This window comes from Agromyces sp. Marseille-P2726 (genome assembly GCF_902809835.1).
Taxonomy (GTDB): domain Bacteria; phylum Actinomycetota; class Actinomycetes; order Actinomycetales; family Microbacteriaceae; genus Agromyces.
Genome location: NZ_CADDWM010000015.1, coordinates 544,303 through 571,158 on the forward strand (window position 1 = coordinate 544,303; position 26,856 = coordinate 571,158).

The 26,856-nt window shown below is 69.9% G+C and carries 21 protein-coding genes; 6 read left to right on the plus strand and 15 right to left on the minus strand.

Features of this window, described 5'->3' with window-relative positions:
- Positions 1 to 12: 12 nt before the first annotated feature.
- From ligA to HUS56_RS15245, 5 genes are all read right to left on the minus strand, one after another.
- Positions 13 to 2,307: an NAD-dependent DNA ligase LigA gene (gene ligA / locus HUS56_RS15225; RefSeq protein ID WP_173924251.1), complete on the minus strand. Its 2,295-nt coding sequence runs from the start codon at positions 2,305 to 2,307 to the stop codon at positions 13 to 15.
- Positions 2,308 to 2,418: 111 nt separating this feature from the next.
- Positions 2,419 to 3,201: a YrzE family protein gene (locus HUS56_RS15230; protein ID WP_173924252.1), complete on the minus strand. Its 783-nt coding sequence runs from the start codon at positions 3,199 to 3,201 to the stop codon at positions 2,419 to 2,421.
- A 298-nt stretch (positions 3,202 to 3,499) separates the two neighbouring features.
- A complete protein-coding gene (locus HUS56_RS15235; protein WP_173924253.1) occupies positions 3,500 to 4,216 on the minus strand; it encodes a hypothetical protein in 717 nt (238 codons plus the stop codon).
- Between the two features lie 119 nt (positions 4,217 to 4,335).
- On the minus strand, positions 4,336 to 5,442 hold the full coding sequence (gene mnmA / locus HUS56_RS15240) for a tRNA 2-thiouridine(34) synthase MnmA (RefSeq protein WP_173924254.1): 1,107 nt from the start codon (positions 5,440 to 5,442) through the stop codon (positions 4,336 to 4,338).
- A 47-nt stretch (positions 5,443 to 5,489) separates the two neighbouring features.
- A complete protein-coding gene (locus HUS56_RS15245; protein ID WP_173924255.1) occupies positions 5,490 to 6,710 on the minus strand; it encodes a cysteine desulfurase family protein in 1,221 nt (406 codons plus the stop codon).
- A gap of 102 nt (positions 6,711 to 6,812) precedes the next feature.
- Between HUS56_RS15245 and glgX the strand changes: the two genes are divergently transcribed.
- Together glgX and ybaK are read left to right on the plus strand one after the other, a co-directional pair.
- Positions 6,813 to 8,885, plus strand: coding sequence for a glycogen debranching protein GlgX (glgX, locus tag HUS56_RS15250; RefSeq protein ID WP_173924256.1), 2,073 nt, complete (start codon positions 6,813 to 6,815; stop codon positions 8,883 to 8,885).
- Entirely contained in the window at positions 8,885 to 9,382 is a 498-nt protein-coding gene (gene ybaK, locus HUS56_RS15255; RefSeq protein ID WP_173924257.1) for a Cys-tRNA(Pro) deacylase, read from the plus strand. The genes glgX and ybaK overlap by 1 nt, the downstream gene beginning before the upstream one ends.
- Positions 9,383 to 9,561: 179 nt before the next feature.
- Here the strand turns inward: ybaK and HUS56_RS15260 are convergent, their stop codons facing one another.
- Together HUS56_RS15260 and glgP are read right to left on the minus strand one after the other, a co-directional pair.
- The gene (locus HUS56_RS15260; RefSeq protein WP_173924258.1) at positions 9,562 to 9,855 is read right to left on the minus strand and encodes a GIY-YIG nuclease family protein; all 294 of its coding nucleotides are present in this window, start codon (positions 9,853 to 9,855) and stop codon (positions 9,562 to 9,564) included.
- A 342-nt stretch (positions 9,856 to 10,197) separates the two neighbouring features.
- Positions 10,198 to 12,774 carry an alpha-glucan family phosphorylase gene (glgP, locus tag HUS56_RS15265; RefSeq protein ID WP_173924259.1) on the minus strand — a complete coding sequence of 859 codons (2,577 nt, stop codon included), beginning with the start codon at positions 12,772 to 12,774 and terminating at the stop codon, positions 10,198 to 10,200.
- 68 nt (positions 12,775 to 12,842) lie between these two features.
- Between glgP and HUS56_RS15270 the strand changes: the two genes are divergently transcribed.
- Positions 12,843 to 14,864, plus strand: a complete 2,022-nt coding sequence (locus tag HUS56_RS15270) for an alpha-1,4-glucan--maltose-1-phosphate maltosyltransferase (RefSeq protein WP_173924260.1) — start codon at positions 12,843 to 12,845, stop codon at positions 14,862 to 14,864.
- On the plus strand, positions 14,857 to 17,085 hold the full coding sequence (gene glgB, locus HUS56_RS15275) for a 1,4-alpha-glucan branching protein GlgB (protein ID WP_173924261.1): 2,229 nt from the start codon (positions 14,857 to 14,859) through the stop codon (positions 17,083 to 17,085). Before HUS56_RS15270 ends, glgB begins: the two co-directional genes overlap by 8 nt.
- 33 nt (positions 17,086 to 17,118) lie before the next feature.
- Here the strand turns inward: glgB and HUS56_RS17385 are convergent, their stop codons facing one another.
- Both HUS56_RS17385 and HUS56_RS17390 read right to left on the minus strand, forming a co-directional pair.
- Positions 17,119 to 18,039, minus strand: coding sequence for a tetratricopeptide repeat protein (locus HUS56_RS17385; RefSeq protein ID WP_173924262.1), 921 nt, complete (start codon positions 18,037 to 18,039; stop codon positions 17,119 to 17,121).
- On the minus strand, positions 18,036 to 19,961 hold the full coding sequence (locus tag HUS56_RS17390; protein WP_173924263.1) for a hypothetical protein: 1,926 nt from the start codon (positions 19,959 to 19,961) through the stop codon (positions 18,036 to 18,038). The genes HUS56_RS17385 and HUS56_RS17390 overlap by 4 nt, the downstream gene beginning before the upstream one ends.
- 182 nt (positions 19,962 to 20,143) lie before the next feature.
- Between HUS56_RS17390 and HUS56_RS15290 the strand changes: the two genes are divergently transcribed.
- Positions 20,144 to 21,763 carry a DivIVA domain-containing protein gene (locus HUS56_RS15290; RefSeq protein WP_173924264.1) on the plus strand — a complete coding sequence of 540 codons (1,620 nt, stop codon included), beginning with the start codon at positions 20,144 to 20,146 and terminating at the stop codon, positions 21,761 to 21,763.
- Positions 21,764 to 21,784: 21 nt separating this feature from the next.
- Positions 21,785 to 22,849: an AI-2E family transporter gene (locus HUS56_RS15295; protein ID WP_173924265.1), complete on the plus strand. Its 1,065-nt coding sequence runs from the start codon at positions 21,785 to 21,787 to the stop codon at positions 22,847 to 22,849.
- A gap of 8 nt (positions 22,850 to 22,857) precedes the next feature.
- Here the strand turns inward: HUS56_RS15295 and HUS56_RS15300 are convergent, their stop codons facing one another.
- The 6 genes from HUS56_RS15300 to frr all read right to left on the minus strand — a co-directional run bounded on the left by HUS56_RS15300 (position 22,858) and on the right by frr (position 26,809).
- Positions 22,858 to 23,595, minus strand: coding sequence for an alpha/beta hydrolase (locus HUS56_RS15300; protein WP_254431482.1), 738 nt, complete (start codon positions 23,593 to 23,595; stop codon positions 22,858 to 22,860).
- Positions 23,592 to 23,900 (minus strand): hypothetical protein, encoded by a 309-nt coding sequence (locus HUS56_RS15305; protein ID WP_173924266.1) that lies wholly within the window; start codon positions 23,898 to 23,900, stop codon positions 23,592 to 23,594. Before HUS56_RS15305 ends, HUS56_RS15300 begins: the two co-directional genes overlap by 4 nt.
- A gap of 77 nt (positions 23,901 to 23,977) precedes the next feature.
- Positions 23,978 to 24,520: a lytic transglycosylase domain-containing protein gene (locus tag HUS56_RS17395; RefSeq protein WP_254431483.1), complete on the minus strand. Its 543-nt coding sequence runs from the start codon at positions 24,518 to 24,520 to the stop codon at positions 23,978 to 23,980.
- Between the two features lie 166 nt (positions 24,521 to 24,686).
- Positions 24,687 to 25,241 carry a DivIVA domain-containing protein gene (locus HUS56_RS15315; RefSeq protein WP_173924267.1) on the minus strand — a complete coding sequence of 185 codons (555 nt, stop codon included), beginning with the start codon at positions 25,239 to 25,241 and terminating at the stop codon, positions 24,687 to 24,689.
- Positions 25,242 to 25,261: 20 nt separating this feature from the next.
- Positions 25,262 to 26,245, minus strand: coding sequence for a phosphatidate cytidylyltransferase (locus HUS56_RS15320; protein WP_173924268.1), 984 nt, complete (start codon positions 26,243 to 26,245; stop codon positions 25,262 to 25,264).
- A gap of 9 nt (positions 26,246 to 26,254) precedes the next feature.
- Positions 26,255 to 26,809: a ribosome recycling factor gene (gene frr, locus HUS56_RS15325; protein ID WP_173924269.1), complete on the minus strand. Its 555-nt coding sequence runs from the start codon at positions 26,807 to 26,809 to the stop codon at positions 26,255 to 26,257.
- Positions 26,810 to 26,856: the final 47 nt, after the last annotated feature.

Here is a 26,856-nt window from a genome sequence, read left to right on the forward strand (position 1 = left end):
CCCACCTCCGCGTCAGCCGTCGAGTGCGGCGGGCCCTTCTGTGACGAGCTTCGCGAACTGCGCCGCATCGATGATGCGGAGCCCGAGCTCCTCGGCCTTCTGGAGTTTCGACCCCGCCCCCGGGCCGGCCGCAACGTAGTCGGTCTTCTTCGAGACACTCGAGGCCGCCCTGCCACCTGCCGCGATGATCGCCTCTTGCGCTCCCTCCCTGGAGAACCCCTCGAGGGAACCCGTGGCGACGACGGTGAGCCCCGCGAGCACGCCGCCCGCCGCCGCTGCGGCACCGGGCCCACGATGACCCGGCGTCGAGAACCGCACACCGCATGCCGCCCAGCGCTCGACGATCTCGCGGTGCCAGTCGACGTCGAACCACTCGAGCAGGGAATCGGCGATGATTCCGCCGACCCCGTCGACCTCGGCGAGCTCATCGCGCGACGCAGCGCGGATCGCGTCGAGGGAGCCGAAGTGGTCGGCGAGCGCTCGGGCGGCGACCGGCCCGACATGCCTGATGTTCAACGCGACGAGCAGCCGCCACAGGGGCTTGGTCTTCGCCCGCTCGAGTTCGTCGAGGAGCTTCGTCGCCGCACCCGAGGGACCGTACTCGGCCGGGCGCGACCTCGTCGCCGGGCGGATGATCTTCTGGAAGGGGGCGCGACGAACCGGTTCGCCGGACTTGTCGTCGACTTTCGGCTCACCCGTCTCGGGGTCGCGCACGATGACCACGATCGGCACGAGCTCGTCGAGGGTCAGGTCGAACAGTCGGGCCTCGGTGACGAGCGGCGGCTGCTCGGGAGCCTCGGGACGAGTCAGGGCGGCCGCCGTCACCTCGCCGAGGGCTTCGATGTCGAGCGCGCCCCGCGATCCGATGTGCTCGACGCGGCCCTGCACCTGGGCGGGACACGATCGCGCGTTCGGGCAGCGGAGATCGATGTCGCCTTCCTTCATCGGGCGGAGGGTCGTACCGCACACCGGACACGCGGAAGGCATCTGCCACTCGCGTTCGGTGCCGTCGCGGAGCTGCTCGACCGCGCCGAGGATCTCGGGGATCACGTCGCCCGCCTTGCGCAGCACGACGGTATCGCCGATGAGCACGCCCTTCGCCTTCACGACGTGCTGGTTGTGGAGCGTCGCCTGACGGACGGTGCTGCCCTGCACCTTCACGGGCGACATGACGGCATACGGCGTGGCGCGACCCGTGCGGCCGATGGCGACGCGGATGTCGAGGAGCTTCGTGTGCACCTCCTCGGGCGGGTACTTGTAGGCGATCGCCCATCGCGGCGCCCGACTCGTGGAGCCCAGTTCGCCGTGCAGCTCGAGTTCGTCGACCTTGACGACGATGCCGTCGAGCTCGTGCTCGACGTCGTGCCGGTGCTCACCGCGATCGGCGATGTACGCGGTGACCTCGTCGACCGTGTCGAAGACGCGCGAATGAGGTGAGACGGGGAGCCCCCAGCCCGAGAGGAGCCCGTAGATCTCGGACTGGCTCGAGACCGGCGGATTCTCCCACGCGCCGATGCCGTGCAGGTACAGCGCCAGACGTCCGAGGCGCTCACGCATGAGCTCCAGTTGCTGCGGCGACTTGTTCTCGCGGCGCTGCCGGAGGCTGCCGGCAGCGGTGTTGCGTGCATTCGCGAACTCGGGGAATCGAGTCGGGATCGCGTCATCCGACCTGCCCTTCGCACGCTGCTCGGCGGCGAACTGCGCCTGGAGGGCGTGTTGCCGCTCGTTCAGCGCCTCGAAGTCTTCGGTTCGGAGGAAGACCTCGCCGCGCACCTCGAAGAACGGCGGATAGCCCTGGCCGGTGAGCCGCCGTGGGATGGCCGGGATGAAGTCGACATTCTCGGTGATGTCTTCGCCGACGCGCCCGTCGCCTCGCGTCGTCGCCGTCTCGAGGACGCCGTCGCGGTAGGCGAGACTGATCGCCAGACCGTCGATCTTGAGCTCGCACAGCCAGCGCACCGGACGCCCTGCGGCGGCCTGCGTCTTGGTGGCCCAGTCGGTGAACTCGTCGAGCGTGAACACGTTGTCGAGGCTCAGCATGCGCTCGGCGTGCTCGTGCGGCGGGAAGCCGGCGGGTACCAGCGCCGCGCCGACCTGCTGGGGCGGGCTGTCTTGCCCTGCGAGTTCGGGGAACTCTCGCTCGAGCGCTTCGAGCCGGTGGAAGAGCACGTCGTACTCGGCGTCGCTGACGAGGCTGACACCCTCGGAGTAGTACGTGGTGCGGTACCGCTCGATGCGTTCGGCCAGTTGCTCCGCCTCGGCGCGGGCGGTTTCGAAGTCGGCTGGGATGTCGCTCACAGGCGCCATCCTATGGGCGACGTCCGACGTCGGCACGGGTGATTCCGGCGGGCGCTGCCGACACGGGAACCGGGTGCACTCGGTCGTCGCACCCGGTTCTCGCGTCAGCCGGGGCTGAGGCTACCGGTCGGCCGTGAGACCGGCGCGGTCCACCTTGCGGTGGTAGTGCGTGCCCGCCTTGCCGCCGAGGATCGCGCCCCCGAGGCTCGCCACGATGACGAGGATGGTGGTGATGATGCCGGCCACCGTGAGGTCACCCTCGCTCAGGGGGATCCGCGGGAAGACATTCAGGTTCGCGAAGATGTCGAACTGACTGCCGATCAGGACGCCGAGCAGCGCGACCACGATCGCGATGACGAGCGCCCACACCCAGACGGCGATGCCCTGCTTGACTCCGTTGAATCGTGCCATGCGCCCGGCCACGTATCCGCCGCAGTAGTACGCGACGAACAGGATCACGAGCAGCGCGATCGCCCCGATCCAGCCGATGGCGCCGGCGTCGAGCCCGACCTGGTCGGCGGCCGCATCGACGTCCTCGGTGCCGAGCCCCAGAGCTGCACCGGTGGCAGCGAGGAGGGCGGTGAGCAGGGTGGCGGTGCCGACCGCGGTGAGCCAGCCGAAGAACGCCGCACCGACCTTGATGCCCCCGAACGCCTCGCGCTCGCGAGCGATGACCTCGTCGCGGTCGACGAGCGTCCGGCGATCGGCCGCCTCGGTGCGGTCGTCGACGCCGTCGCGGTCGTGATCCACCCTGCGGCCGTGCACAGCGTCGCGGTCGACGGCCTCGCGGCGGTCGTCGACGCCATCACGGTCCCGGTCGACGGGCGGCACCGCCCTCGTGTCACCAGGCGCTGGCGCCGCACGGTCGGGGTAACGCTCGGCAGGGTCTCGTGGGGTACTCACTCTGGGAACCTCCTCGTCGTTGGAACGCCTCGCCGATGTGTCGGCGCAGCGCGAATCTACGGGACGGCGCACGGCTCCGCACAGGCCTTGACAGCTCGCCAACGAGGACCCGCGCGGCACCGATCGGTGGCGAGTGTCGGAAGCCTTCGGGTCGTTGAACTGGTGAGCCGGTGCTCTTCTCAGGGCGTCTGTCGCCCATGAAGGGGCGATCTCGACGCAACGTTACGCAGGGGCTTCGAGCGAAACACGGGACTTGACACTCCGAGAAGCGTCACCGATCATGCACGCGCTCCACGAACTACGCGTCCATCCCGGCGAGATCGACGCGACGGTGATAGCGGACTCCCGCCGACCCGCCGAGCATCGCCCCACCCAGGCTCACGACGACGGCGACGACCGCTGCGGCGACGAGCGCGATCGCGAGGAGGTCGTCGGAGACAGGCAGGGGCGGCAGCTCCGCGGCGTAGCGGGCGACCCGGTCCAACCCGCCCAGCAGCAGGGCGACGAGCGCCAGGACCGTAGCGCTGGCGAGCGCCCAGGCCCAGACGGCGAGGCCCTGCACCACACCGCTGAAACGGGCCATGCGACCGGCGACGTAGCCGCCGCAGTAGAAGGCCAGCAGCAGCAGCACGAACAGGCTGCCGATGCCGATCCAGACGACCAGGTCCGCGTCGAGCGGGATGTCGCGCACGAGCCCCGACGGACGCTGCACCACGTCGAACCCGAGCACGACGCCCGTGACCGCGACGATAGCGAGAAGGAGGACGGCAACCGCCACCGTGATGAGCCACCCGAAGAACGCCGAGCCGATCTTGACACCCCCGAAGCGCTCGTGCTGGCGTTCGACGACCTCGATGATGACCTGTTCGGCCGTGCGCGGGTGCGGGTCGTCGCGCCACGGGTCGGCAGCATCCACGAGCGGCACGGGCGAGGTGGTGGGCGACGATTCGAGCCTGCTGAAGGGATCGGCGGGGTCGGAGATCGGCATCGTCGCGGCGTCACGTGGGTAGGTCACGGAGTCTCCTCGTCATCGGGGGATGCCTCGGGTTGGCACCAGCGCGAATCTACGCGATAAACGGGCGGCGTGGGTGAGAACCCCCGCGTCTGCGACGTCGGCCGCGCCGGCTACCGACGTCAGACCCCCGCGGGTATCGCGCTGACGGTGCGGTCGATCGTGCACTGCCCGAGCACGCGGGTTCCGACGTACACGACGGCCGTCTGGCCGGGGGCGACGCCGTCGAGCGAGTGCTCGGGGATGATCACGAGCTCACCGCCGGTCACCACCGCCGTCGCCGGTACCGGGTCGGCGTGCGCACGGATCTGCACGTCGCACGCGAACGGCGTCGCGGCATCCGTCGGCGGAAGTCCGGCCCACGTGAACCGCGACCCGGCGATCTCAGCCGTCGCGAGCGCCTCCTTCGGACCCACGACCACCGTGTTCTGCTTCGGACGCACCTCGAGCACGAACCGCGGCTTGCCGTCGGGTGCGGGCGTGCCCAGGCGCAGCCCGCGTCGCTGGCCGACGGTATACGCGTGCGCGCCCTCATGCGAGCCGACCACGGCGCCCGAGCGGTCGACGATGTCGCCGGGCGCCTCGCCGACCCGGTCGGCGAGCCAGCCCTTCGTGTCGCCGTCGGGGATGAAGCAGATGTCGTAGGAGTCGGGCTTCTGCGCCACGCTCAGGCCGCGACGGGCCGCCTCGGCGCGCACCAGGTCTTTCGAGGGCGTTTCGCCGAGCGGGAAGTATGCGTGCGCGAGCTGCTCCGCCGTGAGCACGCCGAGCACGTAGCTCTGGTCCTTCGCCTCGGCGCTGGCGCGGTGCAGCTCGCGGTTGCCCGCGGCATCCGTCACGATCTTCGCGTAGTGTCCGGTGGCCACGGCGTCGAAGCCGAGCGCGAGCGCCTTCTCGAGCAGGGCGGCGAACTTGATGCGCTCGTTGCAGCGCATGCAAGGGTTCGGGGTGCGGCCGGCGGTGTACTCGGCGACGAAGCCGTCGACGACGTCGGCCTTGAAGCGCTCCGAGAAGTCCCACACGTAGTACGGGATGCCGAGCACGTTCGCGGCGCGCTGGGCGTCCATCGAGTCCTCGATGGTGCAGCATCCGCGACTGCCCGTGCGAAGGGTGCCCGGCATGCGGCTGAGGGCGAGGTGCACGCCGACGACGTCGTGACCGGCCTCGACGGCGCGGGCAGCCGCGACGGCGCTGTCGACCCCGCCGCTCATCGCTGCGAGAACTCTCATGCGTTCCAGTCTACGAACCGCCTCCTGAACGGATGCCGCGACCCGAGTCAGCGGTCGAACGAGGTCGCCCGGGCCGCCAGCCCGGCGCGAGCCGCCTGCTCGTACGCGCCGGGCAGCGCGGCGAGGAACGCGTCGACGTCGGCGTCCGTGGATGCGTGGCCGAGCGTGATGCGCAGCGCGCCGCGAGCATCCGACTCGGATCGCCCCATCGCCATGAGCACATGCGACGGCTCGGGCACGCCGGCCTGGCAGGCGGACCCCGTCGACACGGCGACGCCGGCCGCGTCGAGGAGGAACAGCAGCGAGTCGCCCTCGCAGCCCGGGAAGGAGAAGTGCACGTTGCCGGGCAGCCGTCCCGCGGGGTCGGGGTCGCCCGACAGCACGGCCGACGGCACCGCGGCGAGCGTCCCCGCGATGAGGCGGTCGCGGAGCGCCGACATCCGCTCCGCGTCCTCGGCCAACCGCTCATGCACGGCGACCGCCGCGGCCGCGAACGCCACCGCGGCAGCGACATCCTGGGTCCCCGAGCGCACCCTGCGCTGCTGGCCGCCCCCGTGGATGAGCGGCTCCACCGGCGCGGTGCGGTCGAGCACGAGCGCACCGATGCCCGCCGGGCCGCCGATCTTGTGGGCGGAGACGCTGACTGCGACGAGACCGGCGCCGGCCGGTGCGCGCGTCGCCTCCCGCATGCCGTGGAAGTCGACGGGCAGCTGCCCGTACGCCGAGATCGCGTCGATGTGCAACGGAACGGCCGCCCGCGCCGTCAGGCGAGCGACCTCCTCGACCGGCTGGATCGTGCCGACCTCGTTGTTCGCCCAGATCATCGTGACGAGCCCGATGGATGCCGCGTCGCGCGCGAGTGCGGCCTCGAGCGCCTCGAGGCGCAGCCGCCCGACCTCGTCGACGGGCAGCTCCTCGACGATCGCACCCTCGTGTCGGGCCAGCCACTCCAGGGTGTCGAGGGTGGCGTGGTGCTCCCCCGCGGGGACGAGGATCCGCGGGCGCGCGACATCCGACTGCCGGCTCCACCACAGCCCCTTGATCGCGAGGTTCACGGCCTCAGTGCCGTTGCCGGTGAAGACGACCTCGATCCCGTCGGCGCCGAGGGTCGCGGCGATCCGCTCGCGCGATTCCTCGAGCAGGCGCTTCGCGTGCTGGCCCGCGCTGTGGATCGACGATGGGTTGCCGACCACGGCGAGCGCGTCGTTCAGCGCAGCGATCGACTCGGGCCGCATCGGCGTGGTCGCGGCGTGGTCGAGGTAGACCATGGCGACCCTCCTTCCGTGATGCTGGCGTGCGGCGCCCTCGCGGGCTCGGGGCCCGTGCGGGCGCAGCGTGGGAGCGCTTGCACACGAACTACTGTAGATCGCATGCCTGAGCCCGGCCCCCTTCGCGACCTCGGCGTCCGGGTCGGTGCAGACGTCGGTCGCATCCGGGTCTGGTCGCGGCACGCGACCTCGATCGACCTCGAGGTCTTCGCCGAGGGCGACCTCGACTGGGCGGTCGAGCGAACGCCGTTGGAACGCGACGAGCATGGCGTGTGGGAGGCGACGTCAGCCGGTCTCGTGCCGGGCGCGCGCTACGGGCTGCGAGTCGACGGTCCGGCCGGCTTCGATCACGCGTTCAACGCGGCGCACACGCTGCTCGACCCGTACGCGCGCGGCCTGGCGCCCGCCGACGACGGGTCGTGGCGGGGCGTCGCACTGGAGTCGCTCGAGGCATCCGGGTTCGACTGGGGCGGCGTCCCGAAGCCGCGCGTGCCCCTCGACCGCACGGTCGTCTACGAGGCGCACGTGCGCGGGTTCTCGAAACTCAATCCGGCTATCCCGGAGCCGTTGCGCGGCACGTACGCCGGACTCGCCCATGACGCGTCGCTCGAGTACCTCACGGGTCTCGGCGTGACCACGATCGAGCTGCTGCCCGTGCACGCGTTCGTGTCGGAGCAGCGGCTCGTGCGGCAGGGCCGGGTCAACTACTGGGGCTACAACACGCTCGCCTTCTTGGCGGTGCACGCGCCCTACGCGTCGACCGCGGCGCAGGCCGAGGGCCCGCAAGCCGTGCGACAGGAGTTCGCGGGCATGGTGCGGCGCCTCCACGAGGCCGGGCTCGAGGTCGTGCTCGACGTCGTCTACAACCACACCGCCGAAGAGGGACGCAACGGGCCGACGTACAGCTTCCGCGGGATAGACAACGCCGCCTACTACCGCCACGACGCGCACGGCCGCTACGTCGACACGACGGGATGCGGCAACACCCTCGACCTCGGGCACGAGGCACCCCAGCGGCTGGTGCTCGACTCGATGCGCTACTTCGCCGAGGAACTGCAGGTCGACGGGTTCCGCCTCGACCTCGCAGCCACGCTGGGCCGCGACAGCCAAGGCTGGTACACGCCACGACACGAGCTGCTCCGCGGCATGCTCGACGACCCCGTGATCGGCGCGACGAAGCTCATCGCGGAGCCGTGGGACCTCGGACCGGACGGGTGGCAGACCGGCCACTTCCCGGCGGGCTTCTCGGAGTGGAACGACCGCTACCGCGACCGCATGCGCGACTTCTGGCTCGGCGACCTCCGCCGCGAACGTGCGACCGGTGTCGCCGGCAGCGGGATCGGCCGATTCGCGACCCGCCTGGCGGGCTCGGCGAACACCTTCGCTCACGAGCGCGGACCTCTCGCGAGCGTGAACTTCGTCACCGCTCACGACGGCTTCACCCTCGCGGACCTGACGGCGTACGACCAGAAGCACAACCTCGGCAACGGCGAGCACAATCGCGACGGCGCCGACCACAACAACTCCTACAACCACGGCGTCGAGGGCGAGACGGATGACGCGACGATCCTCGCGGCTCGGCGACGCAGCATCCGGAACCTCCTCGGGACCTTGCTGCTGTCGGGCGGGGTGCCGATGCTCGCCGCGGGCGATGAGTACGGGAGGACCCAGCGCGGCAACAACAACGCGTACTGCCACGACTCGGAGCTGACGTGGCTCTCGTGGGGCGATGGGGAGCGCGACCTCGACCTCGTCGCGACCACGCGTCGCCTGCTCGAGCTGCGCCGCGAGAACCCGGCCCTCCGCCCCGAGCACTACGGACGCCTCGGCGAGGCGACGCCCAACTCGACGCAGATGGAGTGGTTCAACGCCGAGGGCACGACCATGACGATCGACCACTGGAACAGCCCCGAGCAGCGGACGCTGCAGTACCTCGCGGCTTCGACGCCCGCGGGCGATCACGAGGAGTTCAATCGGATCCTGCTGGTCGTGCACGGCCACGAGTCGCCGACCGAGATCGTGCTGCCGCGGCATCCGGGCGTCACGGGCTACTCCCTGCTCTGGGACTCGTCGGGCGACCTCTCGCAGGTCACCCCGCTGGAGCGGGCCCCCGGTGATCGCGTGAAGATCCCGGCGCTGTCGATACAGCTGTTCCGGGTCGCGGGAGGCGAGTGATGGCCAGGCGATCGGATGCATCGGCCGGCACGCCCGCGACCGTGGCCCTCGTGCGCGCCGGCGTCCCGTTCACGGTGCACGCGTACGAGCACGATCCCCGGGCGGTCGCGTACGGGATGGAGGCCGCGGAGAAGCTCGGCCTCGACCCGGCCGCCGTGTTCAAGACGCTGCTCGCGAACGTCGACGGCGGTCTCGTCGTCGGCATCGTGCCGGTCGCGCTGCAACTCGACCTCAAGGCACTGGCGACCGCCGTCGGCGGCAAGCGCGCCGAGATGGCCGAGCCGGCGCTCGCCGAGCGGAAGACCGGCTACGTCGTCGGTGGCATCAGCCCCATCGGGCAGAAGACGGCGCTGCCGACGGTGCTGGATGAGTCGGCGATTCTTTGCGAGACGATCTTCGTCTCGGGCGGGCGCCGGGGACTCGACCTCGAGCTCGCGCCCGACGACCTGCTCGCCGTCACCGGCGGCCGCTACGCGCCGATCGCGCGCGCCCGCTGAGCCGCGCGCATCTGCGGGTTGAGGAGGCGCGCCTCTGCGGGTCGAGGAGACGCACCTCTGCGGGTCGAGGAGACGCACCTCTGCGGGTCGAGGAGACGCGAAGCGTCGTCTCGAGACCCCTGCGGATTGAGGAGCCCGCAATGCTGGCGTCTCGAAATCCCTTCACCCCGCAGATCCAATCAACTCGATCCGCCCTTCCTTCGTCGCGCACTCAGCGCTGGCAAGTCGTGCATCCGACCCTCGATGAGTGCGAGCCGCTTCGCGCGGCTCCATCCTTGTACCTGCTTCTCGCGAGCATAGGCATCGTGCATGTACTCGAACTCTTGGGCAAACACGAGCGTGACCGGCCTTCGCGTACTGGTGTACGAGTGCACGGTGCCCGCAGCATGCTGCTCGAGCCGATGGTCGAGGTTGCGAGTGCTCCCCACGTAGAGGGAGTCGTCGGCACAGCGAAGGATGTACATGTAAGGCATGGGGAGAGCATTCCTGACGCATCAACGGCGAGAACACCGCATCGCGGTCAGTGGTGGAACCCTACCGATGCCGGGTGCCGTAGAGGACGAGTCGTGCGGTGCAGACGCGCACGGTCTCGAGACGACGCTTCGCGTCTCCTCGACCCACACAGGACCGCCGGTCTCGAGACGACGCTTCGCGTCTCCTCGACCCACAGAGCCGCACGGTCTCGAGACGACGCTTCGCGTCTCCTCGACCCACACAGGACCGCCGGTCTCGAGACGACGCTGCGCGTCTCCTCGACCCGCAGACCCCGCCCGGTCTCGAGACGACGCCGCGCGTCTCCTCGACCCGCAGACAGCTCAACCGGCGACGGCCACGAGTCCCAGCTCGGCGGGCGACGTGAGCAGCGGATGCCGCGGCACCACGCGCACGGTGTAGCCGAACGAGCCCGCCCGGTCGAGCACGACCTCGCCGGTATACAGTTTCGGGCCCGCGGCGCCGGCCGAGGCATCCGAAGCACCACCTTCGGCGGGCCCGAGCAGGACTCGCCGCACGTCCTGGATCGTGGAGTCCGACCGGCTGCGGCCGTACACCACCTCGACCGCGACGTCGTCGGGAGAGAGCCCATCGACCTGGACGTAGGCGCGCAGCTGAAGCGCGTCGCCGACGTGCGGCGACTCGACGCCGCCCGACTCGACGTGCACGACCTGCACCTTCGGCCACGAGCGGCGCACGCGGGCGGCGAACGCCGCGAGCTCGCGCGCACCGCGCTCGCCCTCGGCACCCACCCGCGCGGCCTGCACGGCGGCCGGGCGGTAGAGCTCCTCGACGTACTGCTTCACCATGCGGTCGGCGCCGAGCTCGGGTACGAGCGTCGCGAGCGTCGTGCGCACCCGACGCACCCATTCCACGGGAACCCCGTCACCGTCGCGCTCGGTGTACAGCGGGGCGACGCGATGCTCGAGGAGGTCGTAGAGGGCCGCCGCCTCGAGCGCGTCGCGCTCGCCGGCGTCACCCGCGGCATCCGCCGACGGGATCACCCAGCCGTGGTCGTCGCCGGCGAACTCGGCCCACCAACCGTCGAGGATCGAGAGGTTCAGCGCGCCGTTCATCGCGGCCTTCATGCCGGACGTGCCGCACGCCTCGAGCGGCCGAAGCGGGTTGTTCAGCCACACGTCGCAGCCCGGGTAGAGCACCTCCGCCATGCCGATGTCGTAGTCGGGCAGGAACACGATGCGCTCGCGCAGCTCGGGCTGCTGGGCGAACTGCACGAGCTGCTGGATGAGCCGCTTGCCCTCGTCGTCGGCCGGGTGCGCCTTGCCGGCGATCACGAACTGCACGGGACGCTTCTTGCTCGTGAGGATCTTCTTCAGCCGCTCGGGGTCCTGCAGCATGAGCGTGAGCCGCTTGTAGGTGGGCACGCGCCTCGCGAACCCGATGGTGAGGGTGTCGGGGTCGAGCACCTCGCGCACCCATCGCGGTGCCGTGGCGCCCGGATGCTGCTGCTCCCACGCCGCGGTCAGTCGCCGCCGCGCCTCCTCGACGAGCTGCAGGCGCATCTGACGCTTCACCGCCCAGAACTCGCCGTCGGTGAGGGCATCGCTGGTCCACCCGGCGTGCTCGGAGTCGTCGGTGCCGAGCGCGGTCTCAGCGAGACCGAGGAGCGCCGGGTCGGTCCAGGTGGGCGCGTGCACGCCGTTGGTGATCGACGTGATCGGCACCTCGTCGGCGTCGAAACCGGGCCACAGGTCGCCGAACATGCGCCGGCTGACCTGGCCGTGCAGCTTCGAGACGCCGTTGGCCCGGCCGGCGAGCCGCAGCCCCATGACGGCCATGTTGAACGCGCTCGTGCCCGGGTCGGCGCCCGGCTCCGCGCCGAGCGCAAGCGCGTCGGCGGGCTCCACACCCGGCAGCAGCGCGCTCGTGAGGTAGCGCTCGACGAGCCCGCGGTCGAAGCGGTCGATGCCCGCGGGCACCGGCGTGTGCGTGGTGAACACCGTGCCGGCGCGCACGAGCTGCAGCGCCTCGGCGAACGAGAGCCCGGCGGCGATGTGCGTCGCGATGCGCTCGAGCCCGAGGAATCCGGCGTGTCCCTCGTTCATGTGGAAGACATCGGGTGACGGATGCCCCGCCAGCTCGCTGAACGCCCGAACCGCCCGTGCGCCGCCGATGCCGAGCAGCAGCTCCTGCAGCAGGCGGTGCTCGCCTCCGCCGCCGTAGAGCCGGTCGGTCACCGAGCGCAGATCGTCGGGATTCGCCGGGATGTCGGTGTCGAGCAGCAGCAGCGGGATGCGACCCACGGATGCCCGCCAGATGCGGGCCTGCAGCGAGCGGTCTTCGGGCAGCGCGAGCGTCACGTGCACCGGCGACCCGTCGGGGCGTCGCAGCACCGACAGGGGCAGGCCGTCGGGATCGAGCACGGGATAGCGCTCCTGCTGCCAGCCGTCGGCCGAGATCGACTGCGAGAAGTACCCGGCCTTGTAGAAGAGGCCGACGCCGATGAGCGGCACCCCGAGATCGGATGCCGCCTTCAGATGATCGCCCGCGAGGATCCCGAGCCCGCCGGAGTACTGCGGCAGCGCGGCGGCGATGCCGAACTCGGGCGAGAAGTACGCGATCGCCCGCGGAGCCTCGGCGCCGAGCGACTGGAACCAGCGCGGCTCGGACAGGTACTCGCGCAGGGCCGTGCGTTCGCGCTCGGCCCAGTCGACGTAGCCGCCGTCGGCGGCGAGCTCGTCGAGCCGCGCCGGGTCGACCTCGCCGAGCAGTGCCACCGGGTCGCGCCCGGTGCTCCGCCAGAGGGCCGGGTCGAGGTGCTCGAACAAGCGCTTCGTCGGCTCGTGCCACGACCACCGGAGGTTGCCGGCGAGCTCTTCGAGCGCGCCGAGCGAGGGCGGGAGGACGGGTCGAACGGTGAACTTGCGGATCGGTTGCACCCGCCAAGCCTAAGTGGGTCGGGTGTCCAACATGTGAACGGCTGGTCCATCCGCGCTACGGTCGGAACGTGACGTCCAGCTCCGCGCTCGCCGGCCGAATTCCCGTGACGCGACTCACGCCTGCCCTGCCCGACGATCGATGGCGTCCCAAGGCCTACGAGGGCGAGGTCGTGCCGTTCCGGGCGACGGTGTTCCGCGAGGGGCACGACGCCGTCGGCGCAATGCTCGTCCTCAGTTCGCCGTCGGGCCGGAGGCATCGCGAGCGGATGGCGCCGATGGCGCCGGGCACCGATCGCTGGGAGGCGAAGGTGCTCCTCGACGAGACCGGCGTCTGGCGCTGGTATGTGACCGGATTCGACGACGAGATTGCGACGTGGCGGCACGATGCCGCCGTCAAGGTCGACGCGGGCGTCGACGTCGACGTGATGTTCGAGATCGGTGCGCGGCTGCTCGACCGGGCGGTCGCCGAGAAGGCCCGCCCGGCGGCGGCACGGAAGCGCCTGAGCGCGCTCGCGTCCGCACTGCGCGACCGCGAGGCATCGGTCACCGAACGCCGCGCCCTCATCGACGACGACGCCCTCGACGAATTCACCACGCGGCCACTGGCGCGCCTCACGACCGCCTCACCAGAGCGCGAGATCCTCGTCGAGCGCCGGCGTGCCGGGGTCGGCTCCTGGTACGAGTTCTTCCCTCGCTCCGAGGGCGCCCGGAAGCTCAAGGACGGCAGCTGGAAGAGCGGCACCTTCCGCACGGCCGCGAAGCGCCTCGACGGCGTCGCCGCGATGGGCTTCGACGTCGTGTACCTGCCGCCGATCCACCCCATCGGCGTCACCAATCGCAAGGGACGCAACAACACGCTCGACGCGGGCCCGAACGATCCCGGCTCGCCCTGGGCGATCGGCGGACCGATGCGCGACGGCACCGCGGGCGGCCACGATGCCATCCACCCCGACCTCGGCACACTGGCGGACTTCCGGGCGTTCGTGCGCCGGGCCCAGGCGCTCGGCATCGAGGTCGCGCTCGACCTCGCGCTGCAGGCCTCCCCCGACCACCCATGGGTGACTGAGCATCCCGACTGGTTCACGCAGCTGCCCGACGGCACGATCCGCTACGCCGAGAACCCGCCGAAGAAGTACCAGGACATCTACCCGGTGAACTTCGACGACGACCCCGAGGGTATCTACGACGAGGTGCTGCGCATCGTGCGGCACTGGATGAAGCAGGGCGTGAAGATCTTCCGCGTCGACAACCCGCACACCAAGCCGCTCGCGTTCTGGGAGCGGCTCATCGCGGCGGTCAACGCCGACGACCCCGACGTCATCTTCCTCGCCGAGGCGTTCACCCGACCGGCCATGATGCAGGCGCTCGCGATGGTGGGCTTCCAGCAGTCGTACTCGTACTTCACGTGGCGCAACACGAAGGAGGAGCTCGAGGAGTTCCTGACGAGCGTGTCGCAGGAGACCGCCGACTTCATGCGGCCGAACCTGTTCGTGAACACCCCTGACATCCTCACCGAGTACCTGCAGTTCGGCGGGCCCGCGGCCTTCACCGTGCGTGCGACGATCGCCGCCACCGCGGCGCCGACCTGGGGTGTGTACTCGGGCTTCGAGCTGTTCGAGTCGGTTGCGAGGCCCGGCGCCGAGGAGGCCATCGACAACGAGAAGTACGAGTACAAGCCGCGCGACTTCACCGCCGCCGAGCGGGAGGGACGCTCGCTCGCGCTCTACCTCGGCATCCTCAACGGCATCCGCAGGGACCACCCCGCCCTCGGGCAGTTGCGCAACATCCGGTTCCACGCCAGTGAAGACGACTCCGTGCTCGTCTACTCGAAGCACCTCGAGGGGCGGTTCACCCCCACCGGCGTCGACGACACCGTCATCGTGATCGCCAACGTCGACCCCCACTCCGTGCGCGAGACGACAGTGCACCTCGACCTCGCCGAAATCGGGCTCACGCCCGGCATCCGCTTCGAGGTCGAGGACCTCGTGACCGGTGACCGCTGGGACTGGGGCGACGCCAACTACGTGCGGCTCGACGCCTTCACGAGACCAGCGCACATCCTGCACGTGGTGCGAGGCTCCGATGACTGAGACCGAGCGGATGCCGCCGAGCGGGCCGGTCGTCGCCGATCACGTGCTCGCCGCCGTCGGCGAGGGTCGCCACTCCGACCCGCACTCCGTGCTGGGCCAGCACGGGTTCTCGGTGCTCGGCGAACGAGGGTCGCACACGGTGATCCGCGCCCGGCGCCCCCTTGCCGACGTCGTGCACGCGCTGCTCGACGACGGCACCGAGCTGCCGCTCGAGCACATCGGACACGGTGTCTGGGCGGGCTCCGGAGACTTCGGTCCCAACGCGTACCGCATCCGAGCCCGCTACGGCGACGACGAGTGGACCAGCGACGATCCGTACCGCTTCGCTCCCACCATCGGAGAGCTCGACCTGCACCTCATCGGCGAAGGCCGTCACGAGGAACTGTGGAAGGTGCTCGGGGCGCACCACCGCGAGCACTGGGGCGTCGATGGCGCCGTACGAGGCACGGCCTTCACGGTGTGGGCGCCGCGTGCACGGGCGGTGCGGGTCGTGGGCGACTTCAACCAGTGGGACGGCGCCGGGCATGCGATGCGCAGCATGGGCGGGGCGGGGGTCTGGGAGCTGTTCGTGCCCGACCTCGGTCCGGGCGCGGTCTACAAGTTCGAGCTGCTCACGCCCTCGGGCGCCTGGGTGATGAAGGCCGACCCGATGGCACGCCAGGCCGAACTCGCGCCCGCGACCGCCTCGGTGGTCAGCACGAGCACGCACGAGTGGGGCGATGCCGAGTGGATGTCGCGGCGCGCGCACTCGAATCCTCACGAACTGCCGATGAGCGTCTACGAGCTGCACCTGGGATCGTGGCGGCCCGGACGCGGGTACCGGGAGGTCGCCGACGAGCTCATCGAGTACCTCGACTGGCTGGGCTACACCCACGTGGAGTTCATGCCCCTGGCGGAGCATCCGTTCGGCGGATCGTGGGGGTACCAGGTGACCGGCTACTTCGCCGTGACCTCGCGCTTCGGCAGCCCCGACGACCTGAAGTACCTCATCGACCGCCTGCACCAGGCCGGCATCGGGGTGATCATGGACTGGGTACCCGGGCACTTCCCGAAAGACGACTGGGCGCTCGCCCGCTTCGACGGTGAGCCGCTGTACGAGCACGCCGACCCCAGGCGGGGCGAGCAGAAGGACTGGGGCACCTACGTCTTCGACTACGGCAACCCGCGGGTGCGCAACTTCCTGGTCGCGAACGCCCTGTTCTGGCTCGAGGAGATGCACGTCGACGGGCTCAGGGTCGACGCCGTGGCATCCATGCTCTACCTCGACTACTCGCGGCAGGACGGCGAGTGGGCGCCGAACCAGTACGGCGGGCGCGAGCACCTCGAGGCGATCGGCTTCCTGCAGGAGGCGACGGCGACGGCCTACAAGCGCAACCCCGGCGTCGTCATGATCGCCGAGGAGTCGACCTCGTGGCCCGGCGTGACCGCGCCGACCTCGTCGGGCGGGCTCGGGTTCGGGTTCAAGTGGAACATGGGCTGGATGCACGACACGCTGCAGTACATCTCGAAGGACCCGATGTACCGTTCGCACCACCACGGCGACCTCACGTTCTCGTTCCTCTACGCGTTCAGCGAGCACTTCGTGCTGCCGATCAGCCACGACGAGGTCGTGCACGGCAAGGGGTCGCTCATCCGCAAGATGCCCGGCGACCACTGGCAGCAACTCGCGAACGTGCGCGCCTACCTCGCGTACATGTGGGCGCACCCCGGCAAGCAGCTGCTGTTCATGGGTCAGGAGTTCGGGCAGCTCTCGGAGTGGAGCGAGGAGCGCGGACTCGACTGGTGGATCCTCGACCAGCCCACCCACCGGCAGCTCGCCGAGTTCGTCGGCGCCCTGAACCGCACCTACCGGTCGGCACCGCAGCTGTGGCAACTCGACGACGACGCCGCCGGCTTCGAGTGGGTCGAGGGAGGCGCCGCCGCCGAGAACGTCATCGCCTTCCTGCGATACGACCGGTCGCGGCATCCGCTGCTCTGCGTCGTGAACTTCGCGGGTCGCCCCCATGAGGGATTCCGGCTCGGTCTGCCGTTCGCAGGGCGCTGGCGTGAGGTGCTGAACTCGGATGCCGCGGAGTTCGGCGGGTCGGGCGTCGGCAACGCGGGTGGGGTCGACGCGACCGATGACCCGTGGGCAGGCCGGCCCGCGTCGGGCGTGTTCACGCTGCCGCCGCTGGGCGCCGTCTGGTTCACCCTCGATGACGCGGCCCCGGCGGTCGAGTAGCGCCGGCGAAGCCGACGCGTCTCGAGACCCGGCTCAGTAGAGCAGGTTCGTGAGGCGCCGCCGAGCGGTGGCGACACGCGGATCGTCGGTTCCGACGACCTCGAACAGCTCGACGAGCCGCTCGCGCACGCGCGACTTGCCGTCGACGTCGAGCTTCGGGAAGAGCGTCAGCAGCCGGTCGAACGCGTCGTCGATGTGGCCCCCCGACAGGTCGAGGTCGGCGACGTCGAGCTGCGCTTCGAGGTCGTCGGGTGCGGATGCCGCGGCACTGCGGATCTCGTCGAGCGTCTTGCCCTGCAGGCGCGCCAGGAGGTTGACCTGCGCGAGGCCGGCGACGGCGAGCGAGTCGCGGGGGTCCTGCGCGATGGCCGTGCGGTAGGCGGACGCCGCGGCCGCGAAGTCCCCGCGTTCGATCGCGTCGTACGCCTCCTGGTGCAGCGGGGGCAGCGGCGCCTCGGCCGGCTCCGCAGATTCATTTCCCTCGGCGGGTGCACCCTCAATGCGTCCTGACACCCCGTGCTGGGCGCCCAGTTCGAGCAGCTGGTCGAGGACCTGGTCGATGACGTCATCGGGCTGCACGCCCGCGAACAGCGGCACGGGCTGGCCGGCGACGACCGCAACGACGGTCGGGATCGCCTGCGCCTGGAACGCCTGCACGACCTGCGGGCTGCGGTCGGCCTCGACCTTGGCGAGCGCGACGCGTCCGTCGCGCGCACGAACGAGCCGCTCGAGCGTCGTCGCGAGGGCCGACGACTGCTCGCTCCACGGCGCCCAGAGCACGACGACGACCGGAACGGTGCGCGAGAGTTCCAGCGCGGCGTTGAAGCCCGCGTCGTCCGTGTCGAAGCCGAGCCGGTCGCCGCCCCTGGCGCCCTGGGACGGCTCGGAACGGTGCACGAGCGCCGACAGGTCGACGGCTCCACGAAGGCCGTTGGCTGGCGTCGGGTCGGTCACGGTACCTCCGAAGCTCCGATGAGGCTCTCGGACCAGCCGAGAAGCCGGATCTGCTCGTCCGAGCCGACGCTCGGGACGTAGAACAACAGCTGGACGCCGATGACGCGCTGCACGCCCTTCGCGCTCTTCTCGGTGAACCCCGACAGAGCGGCGCCCGGCGCACCGGCCTCGAATCCGATCGTACCGCCGTCGTTCGGCGTCACCTTCTCGGTCTGCTCGAGCGAGACCGTGACGAGCGCCCCCGAGTCGTTGGTCGCGAGGGCGACCGTGGGGCTGTCGCCAACCACGTTCGAGAACGCGATATCGGCGGTCGCGGGCAGCGAGTCGTCGATGGCCTGCTGGCCGGTCACGCCCAGCTGCTCGCGCAGCACGTCGCCCTCGGGATCGAACAGCGTCGCGAACTCGGACGCATCCCCCTTCAGCAGCACGTCGGCGTAGGCCGCGCCGACCTCGCCGGGGGGCATGACGAGGCCCTTGTACTCGGGTGAGATGAGCGGGGAGCCGATCGACGCCGGGGCGACCTCGGGCACGTCGGCATCGGGTGCGAGCGACATCGCGTAGACGATCTTGTAGTTCTCGCGCGGGCTCGCCTGCTGGAGCACGAGGGCCGTGGGCGCCACCGTCGGGTCCTGGGAGTTCTTCGCGATGGTGAGCACGGTGCGGCCCGACGCAGGCCAACCGTCGACCTGCTGCGGGAGCGTCAGGGTGAGCGGCGACGCGGGGATCGCGATGGGCGGCGGCTGGTCGGGGAGCGTCGCACGAATCGTGTAATTGGCGACGCGGGCATCGAGAGCCGGCCCAGCGAAGCGTTCGGTGATCGCCGTGGCATCCATCGCGGTGTCGGCCTCGGTCGTGAACACGGCGATCCGGCGCATGATCCGCTCCATCTGCGGCACGCTGACTGCGGGTTCCATCTCGTTCGCGTCGCCCTCGCCATCGCCGTCGCCTTCTTCTGCGGCGACCTCGGCGTCTTCCGAGGCCTCGGGAGTGTCGGTGGCCGGGGCGGATGACGCGGGCGGCTGGTCGAAGTCGGGCCAATAGTCGGCGGAACAGGCGCTGAGCGCCATCGCGGGGATGACGACGAGCGGGACGACGACCACGCGCTTGACGCGTCCGATGGCTCGACGACCTCCGCTCGTCACTTGGCCCCTGCGCATCGACCGGGGCTTGGGTGCACTCGGCAGCTTGCCCTTGGGCACGTTGCGCCGCGGGCCGCGTGATCGACGGTGATGCACGAATCCCGACACGAGCAGCGCGATACCGACGAGGAACACCAGCGCTCCGCCGGCGATCAGCGGGCCGGCCCACGGCGTCGAGTTGTCGATCGGCCACGCGATCTCGACGTCGGACGGCGCGGGCGCCGTGCCGTCGCTGGCCACCAGCACGGAGATGCCCTCGGGGACATCGATCGTGGTGGTGATCGGGCCGTCGTCGCTGAACTCGTCGAGCCAGAGGTCGGAGCCGGCCGGCGAGTCGGCCGGGTCGGGCGTCGCCGGAGTGGTGGTCGAGGCATCGGGCGTCGCGGGTGGCGTGGTGGCGGGCGGCGTCGTGGCAGGGGGCGTGGGCGCGGGCGTGTCCGGCGACGAGCCGTCGGAACCGTTCCGGACGAGCTCGCTCGTGAGCTGCTGCGTCTCGCTGTCGTAGCCCACGGAGACGTACTCGGCGTCGCCGATCCATGCGGCGACATCGGAGCTGCGCCCGTACGACGCGAACACGGTGTCGGAGCCCGAGATGCTGAGCGTCTGCTTACCTGGCTGGGCGGCGAGGGCCTCGGGTTCGATGACGGTGTACGGCGCCTCCTGCTCCACCTCGATCGAGAGTGCGACCCGATCGGGGTCGAGGAACACGGTGCGCTGGGCGATACCGAACCCGATCAACACGGCCGCGGCGACGAATGCCACGATGGCGAGGGCGAATCGCACGAACAATACCTCCGGTGCCGCCGAGGAGCGGCGTCGAACAAAGACAATCCACACTACTGGCGGTGTCTGGGAGTCTCCTAACCTTCCGCTGTGGACGAGCGGACATCGCGAGCTGGCCGTGCCCCTAGAATCGACACATCCCGCAGCGCCCCCACGAACGCGGGTCAGAGCCCGGAGGAAGAATGGCCGTCGAAGAGACCGAGTTCACGCAGGTGTTCCGCGGATACGACAAGGACGAGGTCGACAAGAGCATCAACGCGCTCCGCCGTGACATCATCACGGCGAACACCAAGATCGCTGAGCAGAACAAGGAGCAGAAGCGGCTGCTGGCCCGCATCGAAGAGCTCACCGCTGAGCTCGAGGAGGTCGGCAGCCCGACGTTCTCCGGCCTCGGCACGAAGCTCGAGAACACCCTCCGGGTCGCAGAAGAGCAGTCGACGCGGCTCATCGCACAGGCCGACATCGATGCAGAGAAGCTGCGACGCGCCGCCGAAGACGAGGCGCATCTCATGCGCTCCGACGCCCACGAACTCGCCGAGCGCACGCTCACCGAAGCCCGTGCGCAGGCCAACCGCATGCTCGAGAACGCCCGTGCCGAGGTCGACGACATGGTGTCCCGCGCCCACGAGACGAGCGAGCAGCTCCGGCAGGAGGCGGCACGCGACGCGGCTGCCATTCGAGGGGCGGTCACCACCGAGGCGGCCGAGCTCCGCTCGAGCGCCAAGCGCGAGTCGGCCGCCCTGATCGCGGCCGCAGAACGCAAGTCGTCCGAGATCCTCGTAGCCGCGAACACCGAGGCCACCGAGGCCAGAGCCACGGCCGCGGGCCTGGCGCAGGAGACCGAGCAGACTCGGGCCGAGGTCGCCATCGAGCTCGATCGTGCTCGAGCCGACCTTGCGAAGGAGACGGAGCAGGCCCGAATCGACCTCGCGGCCGAGACCGAGCAGGCCCGGCTCGACCTCGAACGCGAGACCGCCGAAGCGCGTGCCGCGATCGAGGCCGAGATCACCGAGCGCCGCGCCGCCCTCGTCCACGAGCTCGAACAGGCTCGCACCGATCTCGACCGCGAACTCGAACTGGGTCGCGCCGAACTCGCCGAACAGAAGAAGCAGGCGAAGGTCGACCTCGATCGCGAGGCCGAGGCGTCGCGCCTCAAGCTGCAGCACGAACTCGACCGCATCCGCGCCAAGCACGCGGCCGACCTCGACCAGATGCGGGCCGACCTCGCGCTCGAGCAGGAGCAGGCTCGTGCCGACTTCGATGCGGAGTCCGAGCAGAGCCGCATCGACCTCGACAACCAGCTGACCGCGATGCGCAAGAAGACGACCCACGAGGTGAACCGCATGCGGCGCGAGATCGAGAAGGCGCACCTCGACCTCGAAGCCGAGCTCGCGGTCAAGCGTGACGAGGCCGAGCAGGAGCTGCTCGCGGCGCACCAGGAGGCGGTCGCCCAGACGCAGAAGCTCCTCGACGACGCGAACGCCGAGCTCGCCGAAGTGGTTGCCCGCACGGCCGAGAGTCGCGCAGAGGCCGAGCGACTCGAGACCCAGGTCCGCTCCGAGATCTCCGAGATCCGCGACAAGGCCGACGAGGAGGCGCGCGAGCGTGTCGCCGCGGCACACGATCAGGCGCGCAAGCTCATCGCCGACGCCGAGGAGCGCACGCGTGCGCTGGTCGCCGACGCCGAAGACCGGCTCTCCCAGATCCAGATCGAACGCGACGCGGTGGCGGGGTACTTCGAGAGTCTCCGAGGCGTGCTCACGCAGGCGGAGCAGATGGCCGCGGACTCCCGCCGTCGCTGAGGCGGTGACGCGAGCAGGTCGATGAAGATCCAGAACGCGTTCCGTATCGGACTGGTCGGAACACTCGGGGTCGGCCTCGGCCTGCTCATCCTCACGTCGATCTCCACGCTGTCGACGATCATCACGTACATCGGCGCGGCACTCTTCCTGGCCCTCGGCCTCGACCCGGCGATCAGCTGGCTCGAGCGCCGAGGGCTGCCGCGTTGGGCCGCGATCATCATCGTCATGACGGGTGTCGGGCTGCTCGTCGCGGGGCTGGTGCTCGCGGTCGCCCCGATCATCGTCGACCAGGTCAGCCAGCTGGTCGAGGAGATTCCGCTCGTCGTCGCGCGCGTGAGCTCCCAGGAGTGGATCGAGTCGCTCGAGGAGCAGTTCCCGCAGTTCCAGGTCCAAGAGATCAGCAATCAGATCCAGACCGGTCTGACCGACTTCCTCACCAATCCCGAGCGGCTCTCCGAGCTCGCCGGTGGAGTCCTCCAGGTGGCCGTCGCCATCGGCGCGGGACTGTTCGCGGTGCTGATCGTCTTCATCCTCACGCTGTACTTCGCAGCGTCGCTGAACAGCATGAAGCGAGCGACCTACCAGCTCGTCGCGGCGTCCAAGCGGGCTCGATTCGCCGACCTCACCGAGCAGATCACCCAGTCCATCGGGCGCTTCGTGCTCGGACAGGCGGGCCTGGCGGCCATCAACGGCATCGCCAGCTTCGTCTTCCTGTCGATCATCAAGGCACCGTTCCCTGCCGTGCTCGCGTTCCTCGCCTTCCTCTTCTCGCTCGTTCCCCTGGTCGGCACGTTGACGGGCTCGATCATCATCGTGCTGGTGTGTCTCATCCCGGGCCTCGGTTCGCCGCTCACGGCGCTCGTGGCCGCCATCTACTACCTCATCTACATGCAGGTCGAGGCGTACATCCTCAGCCCCCGCATCATGAACCGAGCGGTGAAGGTGCCGGGCGCACTGGTCGTGATCGCGGCGCTGGCGGGCGGGTCACTCCTCGGCATCCTCGGCGCGCTCGTCGCGATCCCCGTCGCGGCGTCGATCCTGCTCATCATCAAGCAGGTCGTGATCCCGCGTCAGAACGAGCGCTGACACCCGGTTCAGGACGCCGCTGGCGGCCAGGTCGTCGGGAGCGGCAGGGCCGCGGGGTTCACCGCGGCGACGATCTCCTCGAGCACTCGGCGCGTCTGCGCCTCGCCCACCCACAGGTGCTTGCCGCCGGCGACGTCGATTCGACGGAGCCGAGGCAGCACGGCGAACCGCTCCGCTGCAGCATCGGGCTTGAGGAAGTCGTCATGCTCCGGGATGAGCGCGACGATCGGGGCGTGCGACGCGTTCCACCGCCGCAGCTCCTCCTCACTCGTACGGTGCAGCGGAGGTGACAACAGGATGGCGCCCGCGATGCCGTGCTCGAGTCCGTACTTCAGCGCGAGCTCGGTGCCGAACGACCAACCCACCAACCACGGGTTCGGAAGCCCGCGCCGCTCCACGAAGTCCATCGCCGCCGCGACATCCGCTCGCTCCGCGATCCCCTCACCGAACGTGCCGTCGCTTGTGCCGCGCGGCGACGTGGTGCCGCGGGTGTTGAACCTGAGGACGGCGAGGTCGGCGAGCGCCGGCAGGCGGGCGGCTGCTTTGCGCAGGATGTGCGAGTCCATGAATCCGCCTGCGGTCGGCAGCGGATGCAGCGTGACGAGCGTTGCGACGGGCTCCCGGTCGACCGGCGTCGCGAGTTCGCCCACGAGCGTCAGGCCATCGGCCGTGTGCAACTCGATCTCTTCGCGCACCGCGGGCAGCTCGATGCCGGCGCGTATCTCGACTGGCGTGATCTCGTTCACCGGGCTCCGATCCTCCAGCAGTGCGTGTGCCAGTGTCGCCGGGCGGCGAGGTCGGCGGCATCGCCGAGCACCCCATCGGCGCGCCATGTGACGAGGTGCGCGACGCCGGACGGCACGTCGAGCCCGCAGCCCGGGCAGACGTACGCCTTCAGCGCCTGCGTCTCGGAAACGGGTTGAACATTCCACTCGCGACCGTCGCGCAGCTCGGTGCGGCGCCATCCGGCGGTGAGGCGATCGACGTCGAGTTCGGGATGCGGCTCACGAGCACGGGCTGCGCGTCCGCGTGATCGGTTCGAGCGCGCCATGCCGTCAATTCTAGGCGGCGATGCGGCATCCGCTGCCGCCCCGCCCGCCCACGAGGGCGCAGCGGTCTCGCGATCACTCAATACCAGCCGTGCGCCTGGGAGTGCGCCCACGCGCCGCAGGGAGCGTCGTAGCGGCCCTGGATGTAGCCGAGGCCCCACTCGATCTGCGTGGCCGGGTTCGTCTCCCAGTCGGCGCCTGCGCTGGCCATCTTCGAGCCGGGGAGGGCCTGCGGGATGCCGTACGCGCCGCTCGAGGCGTTGTAGGCGTTGACGCGCCAGCCCGACTCCTTGTTCCAGAGCGCGACGAGGCAGTCGAATTCGCTCGACGACCAACCCCGTGCCGCGATGGCGTCGGCCGCGTAGGCCTGCGCCGAGCCCGGGTCGGGAGTGACCGCGGGTGGCGCCCATCCCGTCTCCTGCGATGTCGATGCGGGGACCAGTATCGGCTCGGGCTTCTTCTCGACCACGTAGTTCTCGCGGCGTACGTCGATCGTGTAGTCGCCGTCGACGTCGAGGGCCTGCACCTCGGCACCGCCGAATCGATCACGATCGAGCGCGAAGTCGGACGACGCGGTCGCACCAGAGAACGGGTCGACGACATTCACGAGCAGGAAGCTCACCGATGCAGAGAAGGCGAAGACGACGGTCGCGGCCTGCTTGACTCGACCCGGCCGGCGCTGAGTGGATGAACGTGGCCTCACGGACCCGATGGCCTCTTCGACGTCCGCATGCCTGCCCACAATTCGTCGAGTGTATCGGAGCCCGGAGCTCGGGTGGAACCGCGGCTCACCGTACGGCGAGCATGACGTCGACGACGGCGTCGAGCACGAGATCGACCTGGGATTCGCGATACCCACCACGCTGCGTCGTGAACACGACGGTACGCACGTCGTCGATGGAGATCGGCCATCCGTCGCGGAAATAGCGCGTGAGCTTGTCGGCGAAGCGATCGACCTCGCGCACGCGGTATCCGATGGCCAACGGGCTGACCCGGTCGAATCGCTCACCCTCGGGCCGTGCCAGGCGATTGGAGACCACCTGCGCGGTCGTGCGCGCCTCGGCCAACCAGGCCTCAGTGCCGTGCAGGCGGGCGGCGACCTGGCGCTCCTCGGCCGCGAACGCGTCTTCGAGCCGCTCGAGCGCGGCATCGACATGGGCGGTGGAGTATCCACCCTTCTGCATGGCGAACGCCGTGCGGCGAATCTGCTCCGACGTCAGCTTCCCGTCTCCGGGAAGCGCCGTGCCGTCGTACGCGCGCCGGGCGAGTTGAAGGAACTCCTCCACCTGGGCGACGTTGTATCCGAGCTGGGGCTTACGGGCGCGAGGGAAGGTCGAGTCCACGGCTCCATTATCTCGGACGGTCACCCGAACAGTCGGAAGGCCACGAACGCGACCGCGGCCGAGGGCAGGATGGAGTCGAGCCGATCGAGGAAGCCGCCATGGCCCGGCAGCCACGAGCTCATGTCCTTGATGCCCAGATCGCGCTTGATGAGGGACTCCGTCAGGTCGCCGAGGGTGGCCGTGAGGAAGATCGCGGCACCGAAGAGCAGCCCGAACCACCACGTGTTGCCCAGCATGAGGATCGACAGCAGCACGCCGGCGACGAGGCTCGCCGCCGCTCCTCCGGCGAACCCCTCCCACGTCTTCTTGGGGCTGATCACGGGTGCCATGGGGTGCTTGCCGAACATGAGGCCGAACGCGTAGGCCCCCACATCTGCAGCCACCGCGATGATGATGAACGCGAGCGTCCACCACTGGCCTCCGTCGGCCGCCGTCAGCACGACGGCGAACGTCGCGAGGAAGGTGACGTACCCCTGGACGAACGCGCCCGCGGCCAGATCGCGCACCAGACCCGACCCCGTACGTCGTCGCGCCCGCACGGCCTGCTCGACGAGCCGCCAGCCGCTCACCACGAGGATGCCGCAGAGCACCGCGAGCAGCTGCGCGCCGGCTCCGCCGTAGTACGCGAGCGGCACGGCGAGCACCGCGACCGCCACGGTCGGAATCGGGGGAACGAGGAAGTCGCCCTTGCGCAGCGCCTGCGTGAGCTCGTAGCTGGCGAAGCCGGCCAGCACGATGACGAAGAGCATGAAGAGCTCTTTGATGACGAGAAGGCTCAGCAGCAGCACGCCGCCGAACGCCAGGCCGATGAGGATGGCCAGGATCAGGTTGCGACCCGTGCGCGCCTTGATCTTCTCCTGGGCCTGATCGAACTGCGCCTTCGACGCCTCGAACTGGCGCTCGAGCTCGGCCTTGCGGGCGTTCACCTGTGCGCGGAACTCGTCGCGCGATGACCGATTGTGCGCGCCGGCGTCCGACTGATCCTGTTTGGGGACGCCCGACATGTTGTGCCCCTAGACCTCGAGGAGTTCGGCTTCCTTGCGCTTCAGCGCCTCGTCGATGGAATCGACGTTGGATTTCGTGATGTGCTCGAGCTCCTTCTCGGCCCGCGCCACCTCGTCGTCGCCCACCTCGCCCTTGAGGCCATCGAGGTCGTCTTTCGCCCTGCGGCGGATGTTCCGCACGGAGACTCTCGCATCTTCGGCCTTCGATCGCACGATCTTCACGTACTCCTTGCGACGCTCTTCGGTGAGCTCGGGAAGGGTGACGCGGATGATGTTGCCGTCGTTGGTCGGGTTGGCCCCGAGGTTCGGGGTGTCGCGGATCGCCTGCTCGATGTCCTTCAGCGCGCTCTTGTCATACGGCGTGACGACGAGCGTGCGGGCCTCGGGATTCTGCAGTGAGGCGAGCTGCGCGAGCGGCGTCGGCGTGCCGTAGTAGCTGACCATGATCTTCTGGAAGAGCTGTGGATTGGCGCGACCGGTGCGCACGGTGGCGAAGTCGTCTTTGGCGACCTCGACCGCCTTGTGCATGCGTGCGGTGGCATCGGACAGTACATCCGCGATCACGGGGACTCCTTCTGGTTCGCTGCTCGGGACAGTCTATCGAGTGGATG